The 21,601-nt window shown below is 73.5% G+C and carries 21 protein-coding genes and 1 pseudogene; 16 read left to right on the top strand and 6 right to left on the bottom strand.

All coding sequences use genetic code 11. From position 1 onward, the window contains the following. Positions 1–126 precede the first annotated feature (126 nt). The 7 genes and pseudogenes from UQW22_RS15560 to UQW22_RS15530 form a co-directional block, all read left to right on the top strand. A pseudogene (locus tag UQW22_RS15560) lies at positions 127–204 on the top strand (ABC transporter ATP-binding protein); the annotation flags it as partial. Between the two features lie 20 nt (positions 205–224). Then, on the top strand, positions 225–833 hold the full coding sequence (locus tag UQW22_RS15555) for an ABC transporter permease subunit (protein WP_407317979.1): 609 nt from the start codon (positions 225–227) through the stop codon (positions 831–833). A 98-nt stretch (positions 834–931) separates the two neighbouring features. Beyond that, positions 932–2,053, top strand: coding sequence for an alpha/beta hydrolase family esterase (locus UQW22_RS15550; protein ID WP_407317978.1), 1,122 nt, complete (start codon positions 932–934; stop codon positions 2,051–2,053). Between the two features lie 105 nt (positions 2,054–2,158). Next, a complete protein-coding gene (locus UQW22_RS15545) occupies positions 2,159–2,992 on the top strand; it encodes an alpha/beta hydrolase family protein (protein WP_407317977.1) in 834 nt (277 codons plus the stop codon). Then, positions 2,989–3,768: an SDR family NAD(P)-dependent oxidoreductase gene (locus tag UQW22_RS15540; RefSeq protein ID WP_407317976.1), complete on the top strand. Its 780-nt coding sequence runs from the start codon at positions 2,989–2,991 to the stop codon at positions 3,766–3,768. The genes UQW22_RS15545 and UQW22_RS15540 overlap by 4 nt, the downstream gene beginning before the upstream one ends. Before the next feature lie 47 nt (positions 3,769–3,815). Continuing rightward, the gene (locus UQW22_RS15535) at positions 3,816–4,991 is read left to right on the top strand and encodes an AI-2E family transporter (RefSeq protein WP_407317975.1); all 1,176 of its coding nucleotides are present in this window, start codon (positions 3,816–3,818) and stop codon (positions 4,989–4,991) included. Between the two features lie 38 nt (positions 4,992–5,029). After that, positions 5,030–5,632 (top strand): GNAT family N-acetyltransferase, encoded by a 603-nt coding sequence (locus UQW22_RS15530; RefSeq protein ID WP_407317974.1) that lies wholly within the window; start codon positions 5,030–5,032, stop codon positions 5,630–5,632. 72 nt (positions 5,633–5,704) lie between these two features. Here the strand turns inward: UQW22_RS15530 and UQW22_RS15525 are convergent, their stop codons facing one another. Then, complete coding sequence (locus UQW22_RS15525; RefSeq protein WP_407317973.1) at positions 5,705–7,015, bottom strand: lytic polysaccharide monooxygenase; 1,311 nt, start codon at positions 7,013–7,015, stop codon at positions 5,705–5,707. 110 nt (positions 7,016–7,125) lie between these two features. Here UQW22_RS15525 and UQW22_RS15520 point away from each other — a divergent pair, with 110 nt between their 5' ends. Next, positions 7,126–8,469 carry a M20/M25/M40 family metallo-hydrolase gene (locus UQW22_RS15520; RefSeq protein WP_407317972.1) on the top strand — a complete coding sequence of 448 codons (1,344 nt, stop codon included), beginning with the start codon at positions 7,126–7,128 and terminating at the stop codon, positions 8,467–8,469. Here the strand turns inward: UQW22_RS15520 and UQW22_RS15515 are convergent. After that, a complete protein-coding gene (locus tag UQW22_RS15515) occupies positions 8,456–9,262 on the bottom strand; it encodes a fructosamine kinase family protein (RefSeq protein ID WP_407317971.1) in 807 nt (268 codons plus the stop codon). The two genes, UQW22_RS15520 and UQW22_RS15515, sit on opposite strands and share 14 nt — an antisense overlap. 21 nt (positions 9,263–9,283) lie before the next feature. After that, on the bottom strand, positions 9,284–9,490 hold the full coding sequence (locus UQW22_RS15510; RefSeq protein ID WP_106269450.1) for a DUF5703 family protein: 207 nt from the start codon (positions 9,488–9,490) through the stop codon (positions 9,284–9,286). A gap of 73 nt (positions 9,491–9,563) precedes the next feature. Between UQW22_RS15510 and UQW22_RS15505 the strand changes: the two genes are divergently transcribed. Continuing rightward, complete coding sequence (locus UQW22_RS15505; protein WP_407317970.1) at positions 9,564–9,854, top strand: primosomal protein; 291 nt, start codon at positions 9,564–9,566, stop codon at positions 9,852–9,854. A gap of 38 nt (positions 9,855–9,892) precedes the next feature. Here the strand turns inward: UQW22_RS15505 and UQW22_RS15500 are convergent, their stop codons facing one another. Further along, positions 9,893–10,864: an aldo/keto reductase gene (locus tag UQW22_RS15500; RefSeq protein WP_407317969.1), complete on the bottom strand. Its 972-nt coding sequence runs from the start codon at positions 10,862–10,864 to the stop codon at positions 9,893–9,895. An 81-nt stretch (positions 10,865–10,945) separates the two neighbouring features. Between UQW22_RS15500 and UQW22_RS15495 the strand changes: the two genes are divergently transcribed. Beyond that, complete coding sequence (locus UQW22_RS15495) at positions 10,946–11,818, top strand: undecaprenyl-diphosphate phosphatase (protein WP_407317968.1); 873 nt, start codon at positions 10,946–10,948, stop codon at positions 11,816–11,818. Between the two features lie 18 nt (positions 11,819–11,836). Then, positions 11,837–13,126, top strand: a complete 1,290-nt coding sequence (gene mshC / locus UQW22_RS15490; RefSeq protein ID WP_407317967.1) for a cysteine--1-D-myo-inosityl 2-amino-2-deoxy-alpha-D-glucopyranoside ligase — start codon at positions 11,837–11,839, stop codon at positions 13,124–13,126. A 25-nt stretch (positions 13,127–13,151) separates the two neighbouring features. On the opposite strand, the gene UQW22_RS15485 is transcribed toward mshC, so the two are convergent. Beyond that, the gene (locus UQW22_RS15485) at positions 13,152–14,039 is read right to left on the bottom strand and encodes a PAC2 family protein (RefSeq protein WP_407317966.1); all 888 of its coding nucleotides are present in this window, start codon (positions 14,037–14,039) and stop codon (positions 13,152–13,154) included. A gap of 108 nt (positions 14,040–14,147) precedes the next feature. Between UQW22_RS15485 and UQW22_RS15480 the strand changes: the two genes are divergently transcribed. Next, a complete protein-coding gene (locus tag UQW22_RS15480) occupies positions 14,148–14,834 on the top strand; it encodes an HAD family hydrolase (RefSeq protein ID WP_407317965.1) in 687 nt (228 codons plus the stop codon). 17 nt (positions 14,835–14,851) lie between these two features. Here the strand turns inward: UQW22_RS15480 and UQW22_RS15475 are convergent, their stop codons facing one another. After that, entirely contained in the window at positions 14,852–15,766 is a 915-nt protein-coding gene (locus tag UQW22_RS15475; protein WP_407317964.1) for a RecB family exonuclease, read from the bottom strand. A gap of 84 nt (positions 15,767–15,850) precedes the next feature. Here UQW22_RS15475 and UQW22_RS15470 point away from each other — a divergent pair, with 84 nt between their 5' ends. The 4 genes from UQW22_RS15470 (at position 15,851) to dop (ending at position 21,573) form a co-directional block, all read left to right on the top strand. After that, positions 15,851–16,987: a site-2 protease family protein gene (locus UQW22_RS15470; protein ID WP_407317963.1), complete on the top strand. Its 1,137-nt coding sequence runs from the start codon at positions 15,851–15,853 to the stop codon at positions 16,985–16,987. Between the two features lie 11 nt (positions 16,988–16,998). Beyond that, positions 16,999–17,982 (top strand): tRNA (adenine-N1)-methyltransferase, encoded by a 984-nt coding sequence (locus tag UQW22_RS15465; protein WP_407317962.1) that lies wholly within the window; start codon positions 16,999–17,001, stop codon positions 17,980–17,982. Between the two features lie 213 nt (positions 17,983–18,195). Beyond that, on the top strand, positions 18,196–19,848 hold the full coding sequence (gene arc, locus UQW22_RS15460) for a proteasome ATPase (RefSeq protein ID WP_407317961.1): 1,653 nt from the start codon (positions 18,196–18,198) through the stop codon (positions 19,846–19,848). Between the two features lie 108 nt (positions 19,849–19,956). Beyond that, positions 19,957–21,573, top strand: coding sequence for a depupylase/deamidase Dop (gene dop / locus UQW22_RS15455; RefSeq protein WP_407320833.1), 1,617 nt, complete (start codon positions 19,957–19,959; stop codon positions 21,571–21,573). The last annotated feature ends 28 nt before the right edge of the window (positions 21,574–21,601 follow it).

The raw sequence follows: 21,601 nt of genomic DNA, 5'->3' as shown, positions 1-21,601 counted from the left end.
CCGCCACGACCGCGTCGCCTGGCGTGCTCGCGCTGTCGCGCTCGAGTCGCTGACCGAGGCTCCTTGACCCTGTGGCGGCAACACGGTGTCGGGTGGTGTCATGCACACCAGAGACCGGGACCGCTCGTGATCGAGGCGCAGTCCCTGACGAAGCGCTACGGCGCCACGACCGCGGTCGACGGTGTCGACTTCACCGTGCGCCCGGCACCGACTTCGGTGCCCTGGTGGTCGCCGTGCTCGGGGCGCTGGTGATCGCCGGGGAGTACGGCACCGGCACCATCCGCAGCAGCCTCGCGGCCGTGCCGAGCCGGCTGCCGGTGCTGGGCACCAAGGCGCTGGTGCTGGGCTGTGCCACGTTCGTGGTGGCGGCCGTCTCGTTCGCCGCCGCCGTGCCGCTCTCGACCGGGCTGCTGGCGGGCAACGACGTCGACGTTCACCTCGACGACCCGCAGTACTGGTCTGCCGTGCTCGGCGGTGTCGCCTATCTGGTGCTCGTGGCCCTGATCGCGTTCGCGATCGGTGCGCTGGTCCGCAGCGTCTCCGGCGGCATCGCGATCTCGCTCGGCCTGTTGCTCGCCGCGCCGGTCGCGCTGAGCCTGCTGTTCGGGGGCGACCCGCCGGCCTGGGGCGAGAACCTCGCGTCCCTGCTGCCCACGATCGCGGGCAAGCTGCTCTTCACCTACCCGGCGTCCCAGCGCTGGGTGGACCTGTCCGCGCCCTCGGCCGACGGCGGCTGGCTCGGTGAGCCGTGGCACGGCGCTCTCGTCCTGGTCGGCTGGGTGGCGGTGCTGCTCGCCGTCGCCGGTCTGCTGCTGCGCCGCCGGGACGCATGAGCCCCCGGGGGCCAAGGGCTCGACTCCGGTCTGTCCGTGTGGCGAGAACTGGGTCTGGGCTCGGTCCGACGGAGACGCACCATCGAACGGAGAACCCCATGACCGCGCCCTCACCCGAAGCGGTGTCCGAGCCCGCACCCGAGCGTGCGAGCGGCTCCGCGCCCGACGGCGGACCTGAGCAGCCCGCCGTCCGCCAGCGCCGGCGCCGGCGCCGGCGTCGTTGGTGGGTCGGCGGGGCCGTCGGACTCCTGGCGGGGATGGTGACGGTGCTCACCCTGGTGTTCCAGCTCGGTCTGCCGTGGTGGAGCGGCGAGGGGGACCACCACCACGTGCACGTCGGGGCAGACGGCACCCGCCAGCGCTACCAGGTGCACCTTCCGCCGCAGCACGACGGCGACACGGCGTTGCCGGTGATGATGGCGATCCACGGGTGCGGGATGACGGGGTACGGGTGGAACTCGATGAAGGGATCCAGCCAGTTCGACCATCTCGCTGACCGTGAGGGGATCATCGTCGTCTACCCGACCCAGCGCATGTTCGCCCATCGCATCAACTGCTGGAACTCCGACGACCCGCGCAACCAGGTCCGCGGCAGCGGGGAGGCGGCGCTGCTGGCCGGCGTGGCCCGCGACGTCGTCGAGCGCTACGGCGCCGATCCCGAGCGCATCCACGTCGCCGGCGCCTCCTCCGGCGCGGGCACCGCCGTGATCCTCGGCGTCACCTACCCGGACGTGTTCGCCACCGTCACCTCGGTGGCCGGCGGCGAGTACGGTCTCGACCAGGTCGATCCGGACGACCCGGACGCGACCCCGCCGTCGGTCACCGGACGGCAGGCGTGGGCGCAGATGGGCGAGCAGGCCCGCGCCGTGCCGCTGCTGGTCGTGCAGGGCGGCAGCGACGACGTCGTGCCGAGTCTCGTCGGAGAGCGGCTGGTGCAGCACTGGCGCACGGTCGTCGACCTCGTTGTCGACGACGCGCTCGACGGCAGCCCGGAGCTCGTCCCTGACACCGTCGTCCACCCGGCCGCCGGGATCCGCTACGAGTACGAGCAGACCACCTATCGCGGCCCCGGCGGGCAGGTGCTGATCGAGTACGTGCACGCCGACGAGCTCGCCCACGCCTGGTCCACCCCCGGCGCCGTCGGCATCTTCACCGACACCGCCGGCCCTGACGCCACCGCGATCGCGTGGCAGTTCGCCCAGCTGCACGACGCCCGCTGACCGCGCAGCGACCACGGCGACGGTGGTCCACCGTGCCCGAACTCGGTCCTGGGGTCGTCGGAGCTGGTCTCGCGGGCGAATCGTCCGGCATGGAAGGATCGGCCCGTGGAACCGCAGACGCTGCACCTGACCGACCCTGCCCGCCGCGCGATCGACTCCGGTGCCGACCGGCCCGTGCGCGTGCACGTGTGGCGCGCGGACCGTGCCGACGCGCCCCTGGTGGTCCTCTCGCACGGCACCGGCGGCGCGGCGGCCGACCTCGCCTGGTGGGCCACGGGCCTGCGGGACGCCGGCTTCGACGTCGCCGCGGTCGACCACCACGGCAACAACCACGTCGACGGGTATCTCGCCGAGGGTTTCGCCTGGTGGTGGGAACGGCCGCGAGACGTGTCCTTCGTGCTCGACCACGTGGAGGCACGCGGCCCGGTGGGGGCCTGCGGGTTCTCGCTCGGCGGCTACACCGCGGCGGCCGTGTGCGGGGCTCGGGTCTCCGCCAACGCGTACGCGGCGCTGCTGACCGGGCAGATCGAGTCGCCGCCGATCCCGGAGTACCCGGGCGTCGCCGAGGAGCTCGCCGCACGCTACGGCGAGGACGACGTGCGCGGCTGGGTGGACCGGGCCGCCGCCGACCACCGCGACCCGCGGGTCCGGGCAGGCTTCCTGCTGTGCCCGGCGGTGGGGCCGCTGGTCACCTCGGAGAGCCTCGCCGCCGTCGGTGTGCCGGTGGGCGTGCGCTGGGCCGCCGCGGACGACATCACGCCGCCGGCCGGGAACGGCGTGCGCTACGCCGAGCTGATCCCCGGGGCCGACGGCGGCACGGTCGGCGCGCCCACGGCGGGCCACTACGGCTTCGTGATCCCGGAGCAGCACGACCCCCGTGCCCAGGCCGAGGTGGTGGCGGCGTCCAGCTCCTTCTTCGCCCGGACGCTGCGCGGATGACCGGTCAGGCGTACGTGGAGGACCTGTTCTCGCTGGACGGCCGCACCGCCGTCGTGACCGGTGGCAGCTCCGGGATCGGCCGGGCGATCGCCACGGCGCTGGCCCGCGCGGGTGCCGCCGTCGTCGTCGTGGACCGTGGGCGCGACGCCCTGCAGGCCACGGTCGACGACCTCACCGCGGCGGGCTGCCTGGCCGCTGCGGTGGTCGGCGACCTGTCGTCGCGCCCGGGGATCCGGGCCGTCTGCGACGCCGTGGTGGAGCCCTTCGGCGAGCCCGACGTCGTGGTCTCCAGCGCCGGGATCAACCTGCGTCCGCCGATGGCGGAGATCGACGAGTCGGTCTGGGACGCCACCATGACCGTCAACCTGGAGGCACCGTTCTGGCTCGGTCAGCGGTTCGGGCCGGCCATGGCCGCCCGCGGCGACGGCCGCCTGATCCACGTCAGCTCCCAGCAGGCGCACCGGGCGTTCGTCACCAGCGGCGCCTACGGCGTCTCCAAGGGCGGTCTCGAGTCGCTCGCCCGGTCCCAGGCCGAGGCGTGGTCGCCCCACGGCGTCACGGCGAACACCCTCGTGCCGGGCTTCGTCCTCACGCCGCTGAACCAGCGCCTGCAGGACGACCCGACCCGTGTCGCGGCGCTCGCGGACCGCACCCTCGTGGGCCGCAACGGCGTGCCCGACGACTTCGCCGGCGCCGCCGTGTTCCTGGCCAGCCGGGCGTCGGCGTACGTCACAGGACAGTCGATCCACGTCGACGGCGGGTTCTCCGTGCACTGAGCCGTCCCGCGCCGCACACTGGCACCACCCGAGCCGGAGGGATCGACGTGTACGAGGCGACGGAGAACGTGCCGCAGTGGTTGCGCACGACGGGCGGCTGGTCGTGGCGGCTCGTCGCCGTCGTCGCGGCCGTCGCGCTGGTGGTCTACGCGACCACCCAGGTCCAGGTGGTCTTCGTCGCGATCTTCCTCGCCCTGGTCCTGACGTCGGTGTTCCGGCCGCTGGCCGAGCTCTACGCCCGGGTCATGCCGCGCGTGCTCGCCACCGTGCTCGCGCTGCTCAGCGGCGTGATCGTCTTCGGAGGGCTGCTGACGTACGTCGTGGCGTCCGTCGCGGGGCAGTGGACCCGCCTGGCCGGCGAGTTCGACACCGGCGTGGACCAGATCCTCGACTCGCTGCAGAACCTGCCCTTCGGGCTGTCGGTCACGGGTGAGCAGCTCAACGAGTGGATCGACGCCGGCCAGGAGTGGCTCGGCGACAACGCGGAGAACATCGCCGGGCAGGCGGCGGAACGGGCAGGCTCGGTGGTCGAGGGCCTCATGGTCTTCGCGCTCGCGATCTTCTGCACCGTGTTCTTCGTCCACTCGGGCGCCAACATGTGGCGCTGGTTCCTGGGGCAGGTGCCCGCCCGGCAGCGCCGGCGCTGGCAGGAGGCCGCCGGAGCCGGCTGGTACACCTTCTCCGGGTTCGCCCGTGGCACGGTCATCATCGCGTTCATCGACGGCGTCCTCGCCTTCGTGCTGCTGCAGATCCTCGGGGTGCCGCTGGCGGCCCCGCTGGCCGTGCTCGTCCTCATCGGCGCGTTCATCCCGATCATCGGCGCGCCGTTGGCCATGATCATCGCCGCGGTGGTGGCGCTCGCCGCGCAGGGTTTCGTCACGGCGCTCATCGTCACGCTCGGCATCGCCGCGATCGGACAGCTCGAGGGGCACGTCCTGCAGCCGCTCATCATGGGCAAGCAGGTCTCGTTGCACCCGGTGGTCGTGGCGGTGGCGGTGCTCTCGGGCACCGTGCTCGCCGGCATCCTCGGGGCCGTCGTCGCGGTGCCGCTCGTCGCGGTCGTCTGGACCGTCTTCTCGACCCTGCGCGGTGACCGCCCGGTGCCGTTGCCCGCCGCGGCCGACGGCAGTCCCGACCCGCCGCCGGACCGGTCGGAGGAGGACGGCGACGACCCTGAGCCGCTGCCCCGGGCCGCGCCGGGGTCCGGACCCGCGCAGGACTGATCCGCGGTGCACCGGGCGCGCGCTGGCAGGATGCGCCCATGGAACCGTTCGTCCTGCGCAGCGCCGAGGTGACGCTGTCCGTCCCCACCGCCGTCGACGTCGATCGGGTCGCCCAGGTGTGCGCCGACCCGGAGATCGCCGCGTGGACCGTCATGCCGTCCCCGTACGTGCGCGCCGACGCCGAGAGCTTCGTCACGCGGACGGTGCCCACCGGCTGGGCCGAGGAGACCATGTTCACCTGGGCCGTGCGGGCGCCGGGCAGCGTGGACGGCCCGGTGCTGGCCATGATGGGCATCACCCGGAAGATGGGTGCGCCGGGGCAGGAGCAGGCCGGGGAGATCGGCTACTGGACGGCGCCCGACGCCCGCGGCACAGGCCTGACGACCGCCGCAGCTCGCCTGGCGGCCGACTGGGCGCTGGACCCGGAAGGGCTGGGCCTGGAGCGCCTGCAGTGGCAGGCGTTCGTCGGCAACTGGCCCTCGCGCCGCGTCGCCTGGAAGCTGGGGTTCCGGTTCGAGGGCATCCTGCGCCGCTACCGCCCCCAGCGGGGCGTCCTGCGCGACTCGTGGATGGCGTCCCTGCTGCCGCACGACCCGCGCGAGCCGTCGGAGCCCTGGCCCACCGAGGCGTCCCAGCCCTGACGTGCCCCACAGCGCCGGCCTCCTGCCGCGATGCGTGGCAGGAGACCGGCGCTGCGGCCGTGGACGGTTCGCTCAGGCTGCCGAGCAGACCGCGCTCAGCGAGCTCGGATCGCCGCTGCCGATGAAACCGGCCGACGTCGAGGCGCCCGCGGCGAGGTTGCCGTTCCAGCTCACGTTGGTGAAGACGTTGCCGGAGACCTCGGCACTCCACGCCTGGTCGACCGTCGCGCCGTCGACGGTCACCTCCCAGCCCGTGAGCGCGTCGGAGCCTGCGGTCACGACCAGGTCGGCCTGGTAGCCGCCGCTCCACGCGTTGACGACGCCGACCTCGGCGGTGCAGTCGCCGACGGGCGGTGGGTCGTCGTCCTCGGCGGGCGTGGTGAAGGAGGTGGCGGCCGTCGTCGCCGAGACCGCACCCGTGTTGTCGTTGCGCGCCCGCACCACGACCTCGTACGTGGTCTCGGGTTCCAGCCCGGTCAGATCCACCATGGGGGAGCCGCCGGTGGTCGCCAGCACGTCGCCCGTGGCCGGGTCGACGACGTCGTAGCCGGTCACGCAGCCGTCCTGGGCGACGCCCCACATGATGTGCGCGCTCGTCGCACGGACGTCGGAGGCCATCGCGGCACCGGGCACCCCGGGGGCCTCGTCCGGGCACACGGGGTCCGGGTCGGGACCGGGGTCGGTCTCCCCGATCCCGGTGACCTCGCCGTCCCCGCCGTCGAACGCGACGTCGGAGCAGCTGTAGAAGTTCTCGGTGCTGTCCGAGCGCACCCAGTGGGTGAAGACGATGTGGTCACCACTGCGGTCGGCGGGGAGGGTGACGTCCCAGTAGTAGTAGTTGAGGGCACCCGGTCCGCCGGTGTCCGGCGGGTCGGTCACCGTGTCGACGAGCTCGAGATCGCTCCAGGCGAGCGGGCTCGAGGAGTCCCAGCCCTCCTCGGTGACGTACACGTCGAACCGACCGGGGTGCTCGGCCCAGTTGTTGTGCTGGAACTGGTAGGTCTCACCGGCCGTCACGTGCGTCGTCGGCCAGTCGTCCCGCACGGCGTTGAACCCGGAGAAGTCGTACGGGCCGTTGCCCCCGCCGTCGCAGATCTGCCCGTCGGGGATGTATCCCTCGGTGCGGCCGGCGCCGTTGGAGTCGAGGTTGCCGAACCAGTTGTAGAACGCGGCGGACCCGCCGGCCGCGTAGGCGTCGGCGCACGCCGGGTTCTGCGGGTCGAGGCCGCCGGACGCGGACTGGCCGTCGACCCAGCACAGGTACTGGCGGCTGCCGGGGAACACCTCGGCGCCGTGCGCCTCGGCGTCGGGCGGCTCGGTGGCCACCACCAGACCGGCGGCGCCCACGAGGGCTGCCACGGTCAGGGCTGCGAGTCTTCGCATGTCGAGCTCCTTCACTCGGTGCGGGCAAGGATGTCTCGACAGTGCCCGACGGGAGCCGCGCTCGACAGGAACCAAAACGTTTCGGGTCGCGGGCTGGGTACCGTAGGCCCGTGATCTCACCGCGACCCGACGTGACCCGTCCCACCGCCGAGGACGAGGTCGTCGGCATCTGCCAGGACCTGCTGAGGATCGACACCTCGAACTACGGCGAGAACCAGGGGCCGGGGGAGCGCAAGGCGGCCGAGCTCGTCGCCGGGCTGCTCGCCGACGTCGGTCTTGAGCCCGCGCTGTACGAGTCGGCGCCGGGCCGGGCCTCGGTCGTCGCCCGGCTCGCCGGGACGGACCCGTCACGCCCGGCCCTGGTGCTGCACGGCCACACCGACGTGGTGCCGGCGGCCGCGGCGGACTGGACCGTCGACCCCTTCGCCGGGGAGGAGATCGACGGCATGCTGTGGGGTCGCGGGGCGGTGGACATGAAGGACATGGACGCGATGATCCTCGCGGTCGTGCGGCAGATGGTGCGCGAGGGCCGCCGCCCGGCGCGGGACGTCGTCATCGGCATGTTCGCGGACGAGGAGGCCGGTGGCGTGCTCGGTGCGCGCTGGTTGGTCGACCACCACCCCGAGCTGTTCGAGGGGGCCACCGAGGCGATCAGCGAGGTCGGCGGGTTCTCCGTCGACGTGGGAGGCCGGCGTGCGTACCTCGTCCAGACCGCGGAGAAGGGGCTCGCGTGGCTCCGCCTGGTCGCGGATGGCCGGGCCGGGCACGGGTCGCAGGTCAACCACGACAACGCCGTCACCGAGCTCGCGGCGGCCGTCGCCCGGATCGGCACGCACGCCTGGCCGTACACGCTGACACCCACGGTCGAGCGGCTGCTGCGGGGGGTGGCGGACCTGACCGGTCTGCCGTTCGACCCGGCCGGCGGTGCCGACCCCGACCAGGTCGACGCCCTGGTGGCCGCCCTCGGACCGGCCGCGAAGTTCGTCGGCGCCACGGTGCGGCACACCACCAACCCCACCCAGCTCGACGCCGGGTACAAGGCCAACGTCATCCCCGGCACGGCGTCGGCGACCCTCGACATGCGCACCGTGCCCGGTCATGACGCCGAGGCCATGGGCGTGCTGCGCGAGCTCGCCGGGCCCCACGTGCGGGTCGAGCCCCTCCACACCGACCGGTCGCTCGAGGTGCCCTTCAGCGGTGGCCTGGTGGACGCCATGGTCGACGCGCTGCACGCCGAGGACCCGGAGGCTGCCGTGCTGCCGTACACGCTGTCGGGCGGCACCGACAACAAGTCCATGGCCCGGCTGGGCATCACCGGCTACGGGTTCGCCCCGTTGCGGCTGCCCGGCGACCTGGACTTCGCCGGGATGTTCCACGGCGTCGACGAGCGGGTCCCCACGGACGCGCTGCGGTTCGGCACCCGGGTGCTGGACCGGCTGCTCATGAGCTGCTGAGGTCTCCGCCCAGCTCGGCCAGCAGCCGGCGCGTCGAGCTGATGTAGCCGCCGCCGAACAGCACCGCGTGCACCGCCAGCGGGTAGAGCTGGTGCAGCCGCACGCGCTCGCGCCACCCAGGCGCCAACGGGTGCGCGTCGGCGTACGCGGCGAGGATCTCCTCGAGGTGCGGTGCGCCGAACATCGCGAGCATCGCCAGGTCCGTCTCGCGGTGGCCGCCGTGCGCGGCCGGGTCGATCAGCGCGGCCTCGTCGGCCTCGTCGGTCTCGTCGGCGCCGTCCGCGGTGGTCCAGAGCACGTTGCCGGACCACAGGTCCCCGTGCAGCCGCGCCGGGGGCTCGGCGGGTCCGGCGAGCCGGGGCAGGCGCTCGCAGACCCGGTCGAACGCGGCGTCGTCGTCGTCGTCGAAGGCCCCGCGGCGCCGGCCCTGCGCCAGGACGGGCCGCAGGCGCGCCTCGGCGTAGTAGGAGGGCCAGTCGGACCAGGACCCGGCGACCATCTCCAGCGGGTCGTCCAGCGGGCCGAAGAAGCCCTCCGTGGCCCCCGACGGGAGCGTCCCGAACGCCGGAGCCCCGGCGTCGTGCAGCGCGGCCAGCGACCGGCCGAACGTCCGGGCGGCCGACGGTGTGGCGCTGCCGGGGACGAGCCGTTCGAGGTCCAGGTGCCCCGGCCCCACGTCGAGCACGCGCGCGACCCGCGGACCGCCGTCGACGGCGAGCCAGCGCAGGCCGGCCGCCTCGGTGTCGAAGAACCCCGCCGGTGCGTCGTGACGGGCCTTGCGGTACGTCTGCATCGCCGAACCTCCGAGAGCAGGTCAGAGCGTCGAGGTCGCCCGGATGACCTTGCGCCGCAGCCACACCCGCCGCTCGCCGCCCAGGTACAAGCGGGTGCGCGCGAGCTCCCAGCGGCCGTACTCGGCCTCGTCGGTGAGCATCCTGCGTGCGTCCGGCACGGACGTGCCCCGGTCGATCGTGACCACGCGGTACTCGTACTGTCCGTGCTTGCGCCAGCTCGATGCCATGCGTCCGCCTCCCGAGATGAGCTCCGGCGATTTCGTCTGCCCATTGTGCCCTGCATGACGCTACCGTCAGAGCATGACCGCTGATCCGCGTGCCGCGTTGGACCGCTTCGTCGCCGCCCTCGAGGGCCACTACCACGCGGTGTCCTCCCGCCGCGGCGACGAGGACCCCGCCGTCGACGACGCCTACGAGGTGCTCGCCGACGCGTTCGAGGTGTACGAGGACGCCCTGGCGCAGGTGTACACCGAGGTCACCCCGTTCTACCTCGACGACGACGACGAGGACGACGAGGACGACGGGGACGACGGGGACGACGAGGAGGGTGACGAGGACGACGACCTGGACGCGGACGACGACGGTCGCTGAGCCGCGCGCGGCGCGTGCCGCGACCCGGACCTGACCGCCTACCAGCGCTCGGGGTAGCCCGGGACGAACGCCGACACGTCGTCCAAGGCGGCGTGCACCTCGCCGGGGAGCGTGAGGTCCAGGGCGCGGGTGACCCCGTCGAGCTGTTCCGGCGTGCGGGCCCCCACGACGGCGGAGGCGACGGCCGGGCGGGCCAGCAGCCACGCCAGGGCCACCTCCAGCGGTGCCCGGCCGAGACCGTCGGCGGCCGTGGCGACGGCCTCGACCACGGCGGCCGCGTCGCCGTCCTCCAGGTACTGCCCGACGAAGCCGGCGAGGTGGTCCGACGCCGCGCGTGACCCGACCGGCACCGAACGCCGGTACTTGCCGGTCAGCACCCCGCGCCCGAGGGGCGACCACGCCAGGACTCCGAGCCCCAGGGCGGTGGACGCCGGGACCGTCTCGCGTTCCACGCCGCGCTGCAGGAGCGAGTACTCCAGCTCCAGGGCGGCCAGCCCGATCCCGTCGGCGGCCTCGAGGAGCGTCGCCACGCGGGCGGACGACCAGGCCGGGAAGTTCGACAGGCCCACGTACCGCGCCCGGCCCGAGGTCACCGCGAGCCGCAGCGCCGAGACCGTCTCCTCCAACGGCGTCGTCGGGTCGGGGCACGCCACGAGGAACAGGTCCACGTGGTCGACGCCGAGCCGCGCCAGCGAGCCGTCCAGGTCGGCCAGCAAGGCCCCGCGGGACGCGTCCCGCCGCGGGCCGTCGGGCCCGTGCCGGACGCCCCCCTTGGTGCAGAGCACGAGCTCGTCGCGAGGGACCGCGCCGGTGAGCTGTTCGCCCAGGACACGTTCGGCGTCGCCGTCGCCGTACGACGCCGCGGTGTCGACCAGCGTGCCCCCGGCGTCGACGAACGCCTTGAGGATCGTCGCGGCGTCGGCCTCGTCGGTGCCCCGGCCCCACGTCATGGTGCCGAGCCCGAGGGCGGACACACGCAGCCCCGAGGACCCCACCTGGCGTCTTTCCATGCCGGGAACACTACCGGCGGCGCTGACGGCGCCGGAGGTACCGCGCCGGACCGGTCGTCCACCCGGGTAGTGTTGCCGCCCGTGAGTGCGTGGGAAGCGATCCTCCTCGGCCTGGTGCAGGGCTTCACCGAGTTCCTGCCCGTCTCGTCCAGCGCCCAGCTGCGCATCGTCGGGGAGCTGGTGGGCGGTGCCGATCCCGGCGCCGTCTTCACTGCCGTGACGCAGATGGGCACGGAGGTCGCCGTGCTGCTCTACTACCGGCGCACCATCCGGGACACCTGCGTCGGATGGTGGACGTCGCTGCGTGGCGACCACGGGTCCGACTGGCGCTCGCGGATGGGCGCCCACGACCTGGACGCCCGGATGGCCTGGTTCATCGCGCTCGGCTCGGTGCCGATCGTCGTGACCGGCGTGCTGTTCGCCGAGCACATCGAGACCACGTTGCGGAACCTGTGGTTCACGGTCGCCACCCTCGTCATCTTCGGCATCCTGCTCCAGGTGGCCGACGCCTACGCCTCGCGCCGGCTCGAGGTGCGCGACATGACGCCGCGTCGCGCCCTGGGCTTCGGCTTCGCGCAGGTCCTGGCTCTCATCCCCGGAGTGTCCCGGTCCGGGGCGACCATCACCGCGGGCCTCGCGATGGGCTTCGACCGCAAGTCCGCGGCCGACTACTCGTTCCTCCTGGCGGTTCCCGCGGTCCTGGGGTCGGGCTTCTACGAGCTGGTCCGGGCCGGCCAGGGCACCGCGGCGACAGGATCGGCAGGTCCGGCGGCGACACTGCTGGCGACCGTCGTGGCCTTCGCCGTCGGCTACGTCGTGCTCATCGGCTTCCTCAAGATCGTGTCGAACTACTCCTACAAGCCGTTCGTCTACTACCGGTACGGCCTGGCGGCGGTCGTCGTCGTGCTCCTGCTCACGGGGGTCCTCGAGGCCGACGCCGGCGCACCGGTCTGACGCCGGTAGCCTGGCCCCGTGCATTCCTGGCCCTCCCCCCAGATCCCCGAGCTGCCCGCGCCCGCCGACGGCCACCGCCCCGTGGTGCGCGTGCACGACTCCACCTCGGGCGCCCTCGTCGACCCGGCCCCCGGTGCGACCGCCCGGTCTTTCGTGTGCGGTGTGACGCCCTACGACGCGACGCACCTCGGGCACGCGGCCACCTACGTCGCCTTCGACCTGCTGCACCGGGCGTGGACCGACGCCGGCAAGCAGGTGACCTACTGCTCGAACGTGACCGACGTCGACGACCCGCTGCTCGAGCGGGCGACGGCCACCGGCGTCGACTGGCGTGACCTCGCCCGCGAGCAGACCGCCCTGTTCAGCGAGGACATGACGGCGCTGGGTGTCGTCCCGCCGCAGCCGTGGACCGGCGTCGTCGAGTACGTCGAGCCGATCGCCCGGGCCGTCGCCCAGATGCTCGCCGACGGGACGGCGTACCGGGTCCCCGTGGAGCCGGGTGCGGGTGGCGCGACGCCCGACCTGGGCGACGTGTACGCGGACCTCACGGCCGACCCGGCCTTCGGCACGGTGTCGGGCCTCGACGACGCGACGATGGCGGAGCTCTTCGCCGAGCGGGGCGGCGACCCGGACCGCGAGGGGAAGACGAACCCGCTCGACCCGCTGCTGTGGCGCCGCGAGCGGGTCGGCGAGCCGGCCTGGGACGGTGGGGTCCTCGGTTCCGGTCGGCCCGGGTGGCACGTCGAGTGCTCGGTCATCGCCCGGGACGGGCTCGGCCTGCCGTTCGACGTCCAGGGCGGGGGAGCGGACCTGCTCTTCCCGCACCACGAGATGTCCGTGTCCCACGCCCGCATGCTGGCCGGCCCGGACGCCGCCCCGACCGCGCACGTCCACGCGGGGCTCGTCGCGTACGAGGGGCACAAGATGAGCAAGTCGCGCGGGAACCTCGTGCTCGTCTCCGCGCTGCGGGGCGAGGGCGTCGACCCGATGGCGGTCCGGCTCGGCATCCTGGCCCACCACTACCGCAGCGAGTGGGAGTGGACCGACTCGACGCTCAAGGAGGGCCGGGCGCGCCTGGACCGCTGGCGTGCCGCGGTCTCCGGCAACGGGGCACCCCCCGCGGACGAGCTGCTGGCCAGCCTGCGCTCGGCGCTGGCCGCCGACCTCGACGCCCCCCGGGCGCTGGCCGCCGTCGACGCGTGGGCCGACCACGCACTGGCGCCCGGCCGCGACACCGCGCACGACGAGGAGGGCGCGCCGGGCGTCGTGGCCCGGGCCGTCAACGCCCTGCTCGGCGTCCGGCTCTGAGTGGTCCGGCTCTGAGCACGAGGCGTCAGCCCTTGTCGGGGCTGCCGTGGCCCGGCCCGCCGCGGCCGGGACCGTGGTCGCGGCGTCGCAGGTAGCGTTCGAACTCGCGGGCGATGGCGTCTCCCGAGGCCTCGGGGAGCTCCGCGGTGTCCTTGGCCTCCTCGAGCTGCTGCACGTACTCGGAGATCTCGGCGTCCTCACCGGCGAGCTCGTCGACGCCCCGCTGCCAGGCCTCGGCGTCCTCGGGGAGGTCGCCGAGGGGCACGGCCGCCGCGAGGAGCTCCTCGACCCGCGCGAGGATCGCGAGCGTCGCCTTCGGCGAGGGCGGGTTGGCGACGTAGTGCGGCACCGCCGCCCACAGCGAGACGGACTGGAGCCCGCGTGCCGCGGACTCGTGCTGGAGGACGCCGACGATGCCGGTCGGTCCCTCGTACGTGCTCGGCTCGACGTCGAGCACGGCCTGCAGGCCGGGGCTCTCCGTCGTGGCGGTCAGCGGGATCGGCCGGGTGTGCGGGACGTCCGCGAGCAGCGCGCCGAGCGTGACCACGGTCTGCACGTCGAGCTCCTCGGCGATGTCCAGCAGCTCGCGGCAGTACGCCTTCCAGCGGAACGACGGCTCGATGCCGTGGACGACGACGACCTGCCGGTCCGGGAGGTCGACGACGGCCACGGTGGTGGTCGGCCACTCGACAGTGCGCCGGCCGTCCGGCCCGGTGGTGACCACGGGCCGGTTCACCTGGAAGTCGTGGTAGTCCTCCGGGTCGAGCTCGCGCAGCGGTGAGGAACCCCACACCTCGGCCAGGTGCTCCAGGGCTCCGGTCGCGGCACCGCCGGCGTCGTTCCAGCCTTCGAACGCAGCGATCATGACGGTCTGACGTGCGGCGTGGCGGCCGACCGGCTGCTCGGTGCTCATCTGACAAGCCTATACAGCACCGCGGCCCGGAGGGCCGTGCGGGAGCGCGCGACCGGACGGGGACCGCACGACGACGAACGACACCGGTGCCGTCCGTACGATGGTGCGGTGCCCGACCTTTCCTCGCCCCGCCCCCTGCCCGCCGCCGTCCTGTGGGACATGGACGGCACCCTCGTCGACACCGAGCCGTACTGGATCGCCGCCGAGCACGAGCTGGTCGCCGAGCACGGTGGGACCTGGACGCACGCCCAGGCCCTGCAGCTCGTCGGCAACCCGCTCGAGGTCTCGGCCGGCGTGCTGCAGGAGGCCGGTGTCGACCTGCCCGTGCCGGAGATCGTCTCCTGGCTGCTGACGAGGGTGACCGCCCAGGTCCACGACGGCGTCCCGTGGCAGCTCGGCGCGCGCGAGCTGCTCGCCTCGCTCGCCGACGCCGGTGTGCCCTGCGCGCTGGTGACCATGAGCTACGCCGTCCTGGCCGAGGCCGTGACGGCCCACGTGCCGGGCGCCTTTGCCACGCTCGTCACGGGTGACCAGGTCACCCGCGGCAAGCCCGACCCGGAGCCGTACCTGGTGGCCGCGCGTCGTCTCGGGGTCCGCGTGGAGGACTGCGTCGCGATCGAGGACTCGCCGGCGGGGATCGGTTCGGCGCTGGCGGCGGGCGCCCGCACCCTGGGTGTCGAGGCGGTCCTGCCCGTGGAGCCGCGCGACGGGCTCAGCCGCGCCGCGAGCCTGGCCGACATCGACCTGGCGGTCGTCCGGCGCCTGGCCGCCGGCGAGGTGCTCGAGCTGGTCTGAGCCGTTCGGCCCGGTCCTCAGAGGTCCAGACCGAGCCGCGCCCGCAGGGCGCCCTCGGGGATCGGCGGGGGAGTCCCACCGAACTCCGGGCACAGGTCCTGGTGGGCGCACCAGCCGCACAGCTTGCTCGGGCGGGCCACGAACTCGCCCCGGCGGGCCGCCGTCGTGATCGCGTCCCACACCCCCCGGACCTTGGTCTCGGTCACCTGGAGCTCACGTTCGCTCGGCTCGGCCCGCAGCACCTGGCCGTCGCCGAGGTAGACGAGCTGCAGCATCTTCGGCAGCACGCCGCGCTCACGCCAGACGACGAGCCCGTAGAACCGCATCTGGAACAGCGCCTTGCCCTCGAACCCCGGGCGCGGGGAGCGTCCCGACTTGTAGTCCACGACCCGGATGGCGCCGTCCGGCGCCACGTCCAGCCGGTCCACGATCCCGCGCAGCAGCGGGCCGTCGTCCAGGCGGCTCTCCACGAAGAGCTCGCGCGCCTCGGGTTCCAGACGGTTCGGGTCTTCGAGGGTGAAGTACGTGCCGAGCAGGCGGCCCGCCCCGTCGAGCCACGACGTCAGCGGCTGGTCGGCGGCGTCGCCGTCGGGCAGGAACAGCTGCGCGTAGCGCGGCTCGGCCTGCACGAGCCGGTCCCACTCGGTGGGCAGCAGGTCGAGTGCGGCCTGACGGGTGCGCTCGCCCAGCGGGGCGTCGTACAGCCGCTCCAGGACGGCGTGCACGAGCGTCCCGCGGGCCGCGGCCGACGACGGCGGCTCCGGCAGCCGGTCGATCGCCCGGAAGCGGAACAGCAGCGGGCACTGCAGGAAGTCGGACGCCCGCGACGGCGACAGCGCGGGCGGGCGTGAGGTGCGCTCGCCCGTGGGCTCGTCAGCAGAGCGCGCGGGGTCCGGGGCGAGGTCGGGGCCGAGGTCCGCCGTCGTCGTCATGCCCGCCACCCTACGGCGGGCCACCCACACCCGGGGCGCGTCCTCCACAGGCTGCTCGACGGGCCGCACCGATAGCCTGAGCCCGTGCCTCCCCGTTCCTCCGGCTGGCGGATCGGCCGCGTCGCCGGCGCCCCCGTGCTGGTGACGCCGTCCTGGTTCCTCGCGGCCGTCGTCCTGACCGTCCTGTTCGCTCCCACCGTCCGTGCGTTCGCGCCCCGGATGGACACCACCGGCGTCCTCGTCGTGTCGTTCGCGTTCGTGCTGCTGTTGTTCGCCTCGGTGTTCTGCCACGAGGTCGCCCACGCCCTCGTGGCGCGGGCGCGCGGCCACCGCGTCGACGAGCTCGCACTGACCCTGTGGGGCGGGCACACCGCCTACTCCGGGGGCACGGCCCGCCCCCTGGACGGTGCGCTCGTCGCCGTGGTAGGGCCTCTGACCAACCTGGCGCTCGCTGTGGTCTTCTGGCTCGGCTTCCAGGCCCAGACGGTGGCCTCCGTCCCCGCGCTCCTGCTGTACGCGGGTGCCTTCTCGAACGCGTTCGTCGGTCTCTTCAACCTACTGCCGGGCCTCCCGCTCGACGGCGGCCAGGTGCTCGAGGCGGCGGTCTGGAAGGTCACCGGCTCACGCACCCGCGGCACGCTCGCGGCCGGGTGGGTCGGCCGCGCCGTCGGTGTCGGAGTCGTCGCCGCGGCCCTGCTGTGGCCCCTGGCGTCCGGAGCGCGGCCCGACTGGGTCATGGTCATGTGGGCGGCGCTGATCGGCGCGTTCCTCTGGTCCGGCGCCGGCGAGGCCATGCGGACCGGTCGGCGCCGCGAACGGCTCGGTGCCGTCACGGTCCGGTCGCTGGCGATGCCCGTCCTCGTGGTGGGGCAGGGATCGACGGTCGCGGACGTGGTGCGGGCGGCCACCGGGAGCACCGCCGGGGACCTCGTCGTCGTGGTGGCGGACGCCGCCGGGGGGCCCGTGGGCTGGGTGGATCCCCGCGCCGTCACCGCCATCCCCGCGGCGCAGACGCCGACCACCCCGGTGGACGCCGTCCTCGTCCCGTTCGCGCCCGGTTCCGCCGTCGACGCCGGATCCGGCGGGCCGGAGCTGCTGCACCGGCTCGCAGCCACCTCGCGAGGCTCACGCCTCGTGCCCGTGGTCGACGCGGGCGGCGTCAGCGGCGTGCTCGACGTCTCGCGGGTGGCCGCGGCGGTCCGTCCGCCCGATCGTCAGTAGACTCGACCCCCGTGACTTCTCCAGCCGCCACCGGCGCCGACGAACGACGAGGACCGCTGCGCGTCGGCGACAAGGTCCAGCTCACCGACCCCAAGGGCCGCATGCACACCGTCACCCTCGCCGAGGGGGCGACGTTCCACACCCACAAGGGCTACTTCCGCCACGAGGAGCTCATCGGACGCCCCGAGGGCTGGGTGGTGACCAACACCGCGGGGATCGAGTACCTGGCCCTGCGCCCGCTGCTCAGCGACTACGTGCTCTCGATGCCTCGCGGCGCCGCCGTCGTCTACCCCAAGGACGCCGGGCAGATCGTCCAGATGGCCGACATCTTCCCCGGTGCCCGGGTCGTCGAGGCCGGCGTCGGCTCCGGGGCGCTGACGCTGTCGCTGCTGCGGGCGGTCGGCGATGCGGGCGAGCTGCACTCGATCGAGCGGCGCGAGGACTTCGCCGCCATCGCCCGTGGCAACGTCGAGACCTTCTTCGGCGGCGCGCACCCGGCCTGGCAGCTGCACGTCGGAGACTTCGCGGACCGGGTGGGCGACGTCGTCGAGCCGGGCACCGTCGACCGGGTCGTGCTCGACATGCTCGCGCCGTGGGAGAACGTCGACGCGGTCGCTCGCACGCTCGCACCCGGCGGTGTGCTCGTGTGCTACGTGGCCACGGCCACCCAGCTCTCGCGGACGGCCGAGGACCTGCGCGCCGACGGCCGGTTCGCCGAACCGACGGCCTGGGAGTCGATGGTGCGGGGCTGGCACCTCGAGGGCCTGGCCGTGCGGCCGCAGCACCGCATGATCGGCCACACCGGGTTCCTCATCACCGCACGACGGCTGGCCGACGGCGTCGCGCCCCCCGAGCGCAAGCGGCGTCCGGCGAAGGGGTCCTACCCGGGCACCACCGACGCCGAGTGGACGGAGGACGACCTCGGCGAGCGTCCGGTCTCGGACAAGAAGCTGCGCCGGGTCCGGCGCGAGGTCGGCCAGGCGCCCGAGGAATGAGCCCGACGCGGGTCACCGCCGGCCCGGGGCCCCTCGCACGGCATGTCACGGTGCGGTCACGGAGAGGTCACAAGAGGTCTGGATCGTGTGAACACGCCGACCGATCCGTGAAATGGTCGACGCGATCACGGCGTTGACCCTTAGTGTGCTGTGTCTCGGGGGTTCCTCCTCGCCGGTGGAGGATGCCGCCCGGGCCGCACGAGAGGGGACGCGATGACCGACCACCCTGTCCGCCCGGAGCCGGTCCAGGCCGCGCCGTCGGGCCGCGACTCGCAGCTGGCGCTGCTCGCGGCGAAGAACGAGCGCCTCGCCGAGGCGTTGCGCGCCGCGCGCGACCAGATCGTCGAGCTGAAGAAGCAGATCGACGACCTGGCGAAGCCGCCGGGGACGTACGCCACGTTCCTCGCCGCGCACGACGACGGCTCGGTCGACGTCGTCTCGTCGGGCCGCAAGATGCACGTGCAGGCCAGCCCCGGTCTGGATCTCGACGAGCTGGCGCCCGGCCAGGAGGTCAAGCTCAACGAGGCCATGACGGTCGTCTCGGCCGGCGGGTTCGAGCGGATCGGTGAGCTGGTGACGGTCAAGGAGGTCCTCGACGTCGAGCGGGTGCTCGTCGTCGGCCGGGCCGACGAGGAGCGGGTCGTCCGCCTCGCGGGATCCCTGCGGGGCACGCCCCTGCGCGTCGGCGACGCCCTGACCGTCGACATGCGCAGCGGGTTCGTGTTCGAGGTCGTGCCGAAGTCGGAGGTCGAGGAGCTCGTCCTCGAGGAGGTCCCCGACATCGCCTACGAGGACATCGGCGGCCTCGGCCCGCAGATCGAGCAGATCCGGGACGCCGTCGAGCTGCCGTTCGCCCACCCCGACCTGTACCGGGAGCACGGGCTGCGACCGCCCAAGGGCGTGCTGCTCTACGGCCCGCCCGGCTGCGGCAAGACCCTCATCGCCAAGGCGGTGGCGTCGTCGCTGGCGAAGATGGTGGCCGAGAAGCGCGGCGGGGACCCGAACGCGAAGAGCTTCTTCCTCAACGTCAAGGGTCCCGAGCTGCTGAACAAGTACGTCGGGGAGACCGAGCGGCACATCCGGCTGATCTTCGCGCGAGCCCGGGAGAAGGCGAGCCAGGGCATGCCCGTGGTGGTGTTCTTCGACGAGATGGAGTCGCTGTTCCGCACGCGCGGCACGGGGCTGTCGTCCGACGTCGAGACGACGATCGTGCCCCAGCTCCTCGCCGAGATCGACGGCGTCGAGCGTCTGGACAACGTGATCGTCATCGGCGCGTCGAACCGCGAGGACATGATCGACCCGGCGATCCTGCGTCCGGGCCGCCTGGACGTGAAGATCAAGATCGAGCGCCCCGACGCCGAGGGCGCGACCGAGATCTTCGGCAAGTACCTCACGGCGGACCTGCCCATCAACGGCGACGACGTCGCGGAGCACGGCGGCGACCGCGTCGCGGCCGTCGAGGGGATGATCGGCTCGGTGGTGGAACGCATGTACGCCGAGGACGAGGACAACCAGTTCCTCGAGGTGACGTACGCCAGCGGGGACAAGGAGACGCTGTACTTCAAGGACTTCAACTCCGGGGCGATGATCGAGAACGTCGTGGACCGGGCGAAGAAGTCGGCGATCAAGGACCTGCTGGCCACCGGCAAGCGGGGCATCCGGGTCGAGCACCTGCTGTCCGCCTGCGTGGACGAGTTCCGCGAGAACGAGGACCTGCCCAACACGACCAACCCGGACGACTGGGCGCGGATCAGCGGCAAGAAGGGTGAGCGCATCGTGTTCATCCGCACGATCGTCACGAAGAAGGGCGAGAGCGGCACGCCGCGCACGATCGACACCGTGAGCTCGACCGGCCAGTACCTCTGACCGAGGGTCCTGTGCACGTCCGGCGGTCGCGAGACCGCCGGACGTGGACAGGTCGCCGCGCGTGCCGCACCGCCGCATAGGGTGGAGTGCGTGACGGTGCGACGCGTGATGGGTATCGAGACCGAGTACGGGGTGCTGGCGCCGGGACGTCTGGCGGCCAACCCGATGTTGATGAGCTCCCAGGTGGTCACCACCTACCGGGCGTCCGTGCAGGGCGGGCGTCCCGGGCACCCGCCGACGCGCTGGGACTACGACGACGAGGACCCCCTGGCCGACGCCCGGGGATTCCACCTCCAGCGAGCCTCGGCGCACCCCTCGCTGCTCACCGACGACCCCGACGCCCCGGCGCCCTCCGGGCCGACGGCCGGCAGCACGGCGGCACCGGAGCGGGTCGAGCGGCCGGAGTCCGAGGAGTACGACGACCCGAGCGCCGCGAACTGCATCCTGACCAACGGTGCGCGGCTCTACGTCGACCACGCGCACCCGGAGTACTCCTCGCCCGAGGTGACCAACCCGCGCGACGGCGTGCTGTGGGACGTCGCGGGCGAGCGGGTGATGCTCGCGGCGACCCGACGGCTCGCCCAGGTACCCGGATCCGAGGTCGTGCTGTACAAGAACAACGTCGACGGCAAGGGCGCCAGCTACGGCACCCACGAGAACTACCTGGTGGACCGCGGGCTCGCCTTCGTCACGATCGTCGAGATGCTCACCCCGTTCCTGGTCACGCGGCAGGTCTTCACCGGCTCCGGCCGTGTCGGGCTCGGTCCGACGGGCGATGAGGCGGGGTTCCAGCTCTCCCAGCGGGCCGACTACATGGAGGCAGAGGTCGGGCTGGAGACCACGCTGCGCCGGCCCATCGTCAACACGCGCGACGAGCCCCACGCCGACCGGACGCGTTGGCGGCGCCTGCACCTCATCCTCGGCGACGCCAACCACCTCGAGGTCGCGACGTACCTCAAGCTCGGCACCACCTCGTTGGTGCTGTGGGTGACCGAGCACCTCGACGAGCTCGCCGACGCGGGGGTGCCCGCCCGGGCCGAGCTCGCGGCCCTGCGGCTGGCGGACCCCGTCGGCGACGTCCGCCGGGTCTCGCGCGACCTGGACCTGTCGACCCCGCTCGCGCTCGCGGACGGGTCGACGGCCACGGCGCTGCAGATCCAGTCCCGGTACGCCGACGTGGTCGCCCGGTCGCTCGCCGCGCTGGGGCACGACGACGACTCCGACGCCGTGCTGGACCGGTGGCGTTCCGTCGTGGAGCGCCTGGGCGAGGATCCCGCCTCCTGCGCGCGCGAGGTCGAATGGGTCGCGAAGCTGCGGCTGCTGGACCGCGTGCGCCGGCGGGACGGCCTCGCCTGGGACCACCCGCGGCTGCACGCGATGGACCTGCAGTGGTCGGACGTGCGCCCCGAGCGCGGCATCTACCACCGCCTGGTGGCCGCGGGCGCCGTCGAGCGGCTGGTCACCGAGGACGAGGTGGCCCGGGCCGTGCACCACCCGCCGCAGGACACCCGGGCGTGGTTCCGCGGGGAGGTCATGGAGCGCTACCCGGACGAGATCTCCGCGGCGAGCTGGGACTCGGTGATCTTCGACGTCGCCGGCACCGCGTCCCTGCAGCGGGTCCCCATGCTGGACCCGCTACGCGGCACGGCCGCGAACGTGGGGGCGCTGCTGGACGCCAGCCCGGACGCCGCGGCGCTGCTCGACGGTCTGCGGGGCGACACGTGAGCCGTGCGGCTCGCGGCGTCCCCGGCAC

This window comes from Isoptericola halotolerans, assembly GCF_045689585.1.
GTDB classification, from domain to species: domain Bacteria; phylum Actinomycetota; class Actinomycetes; order Actinomycetales; family Cellulomonadaceae; genus Isoptericola; species Isoptericola halotolerans_B.
Note: the sequence above shows the minus strand (reverse complement) of the source record. Positions and strands in the feature narration are given on the sequence as shown.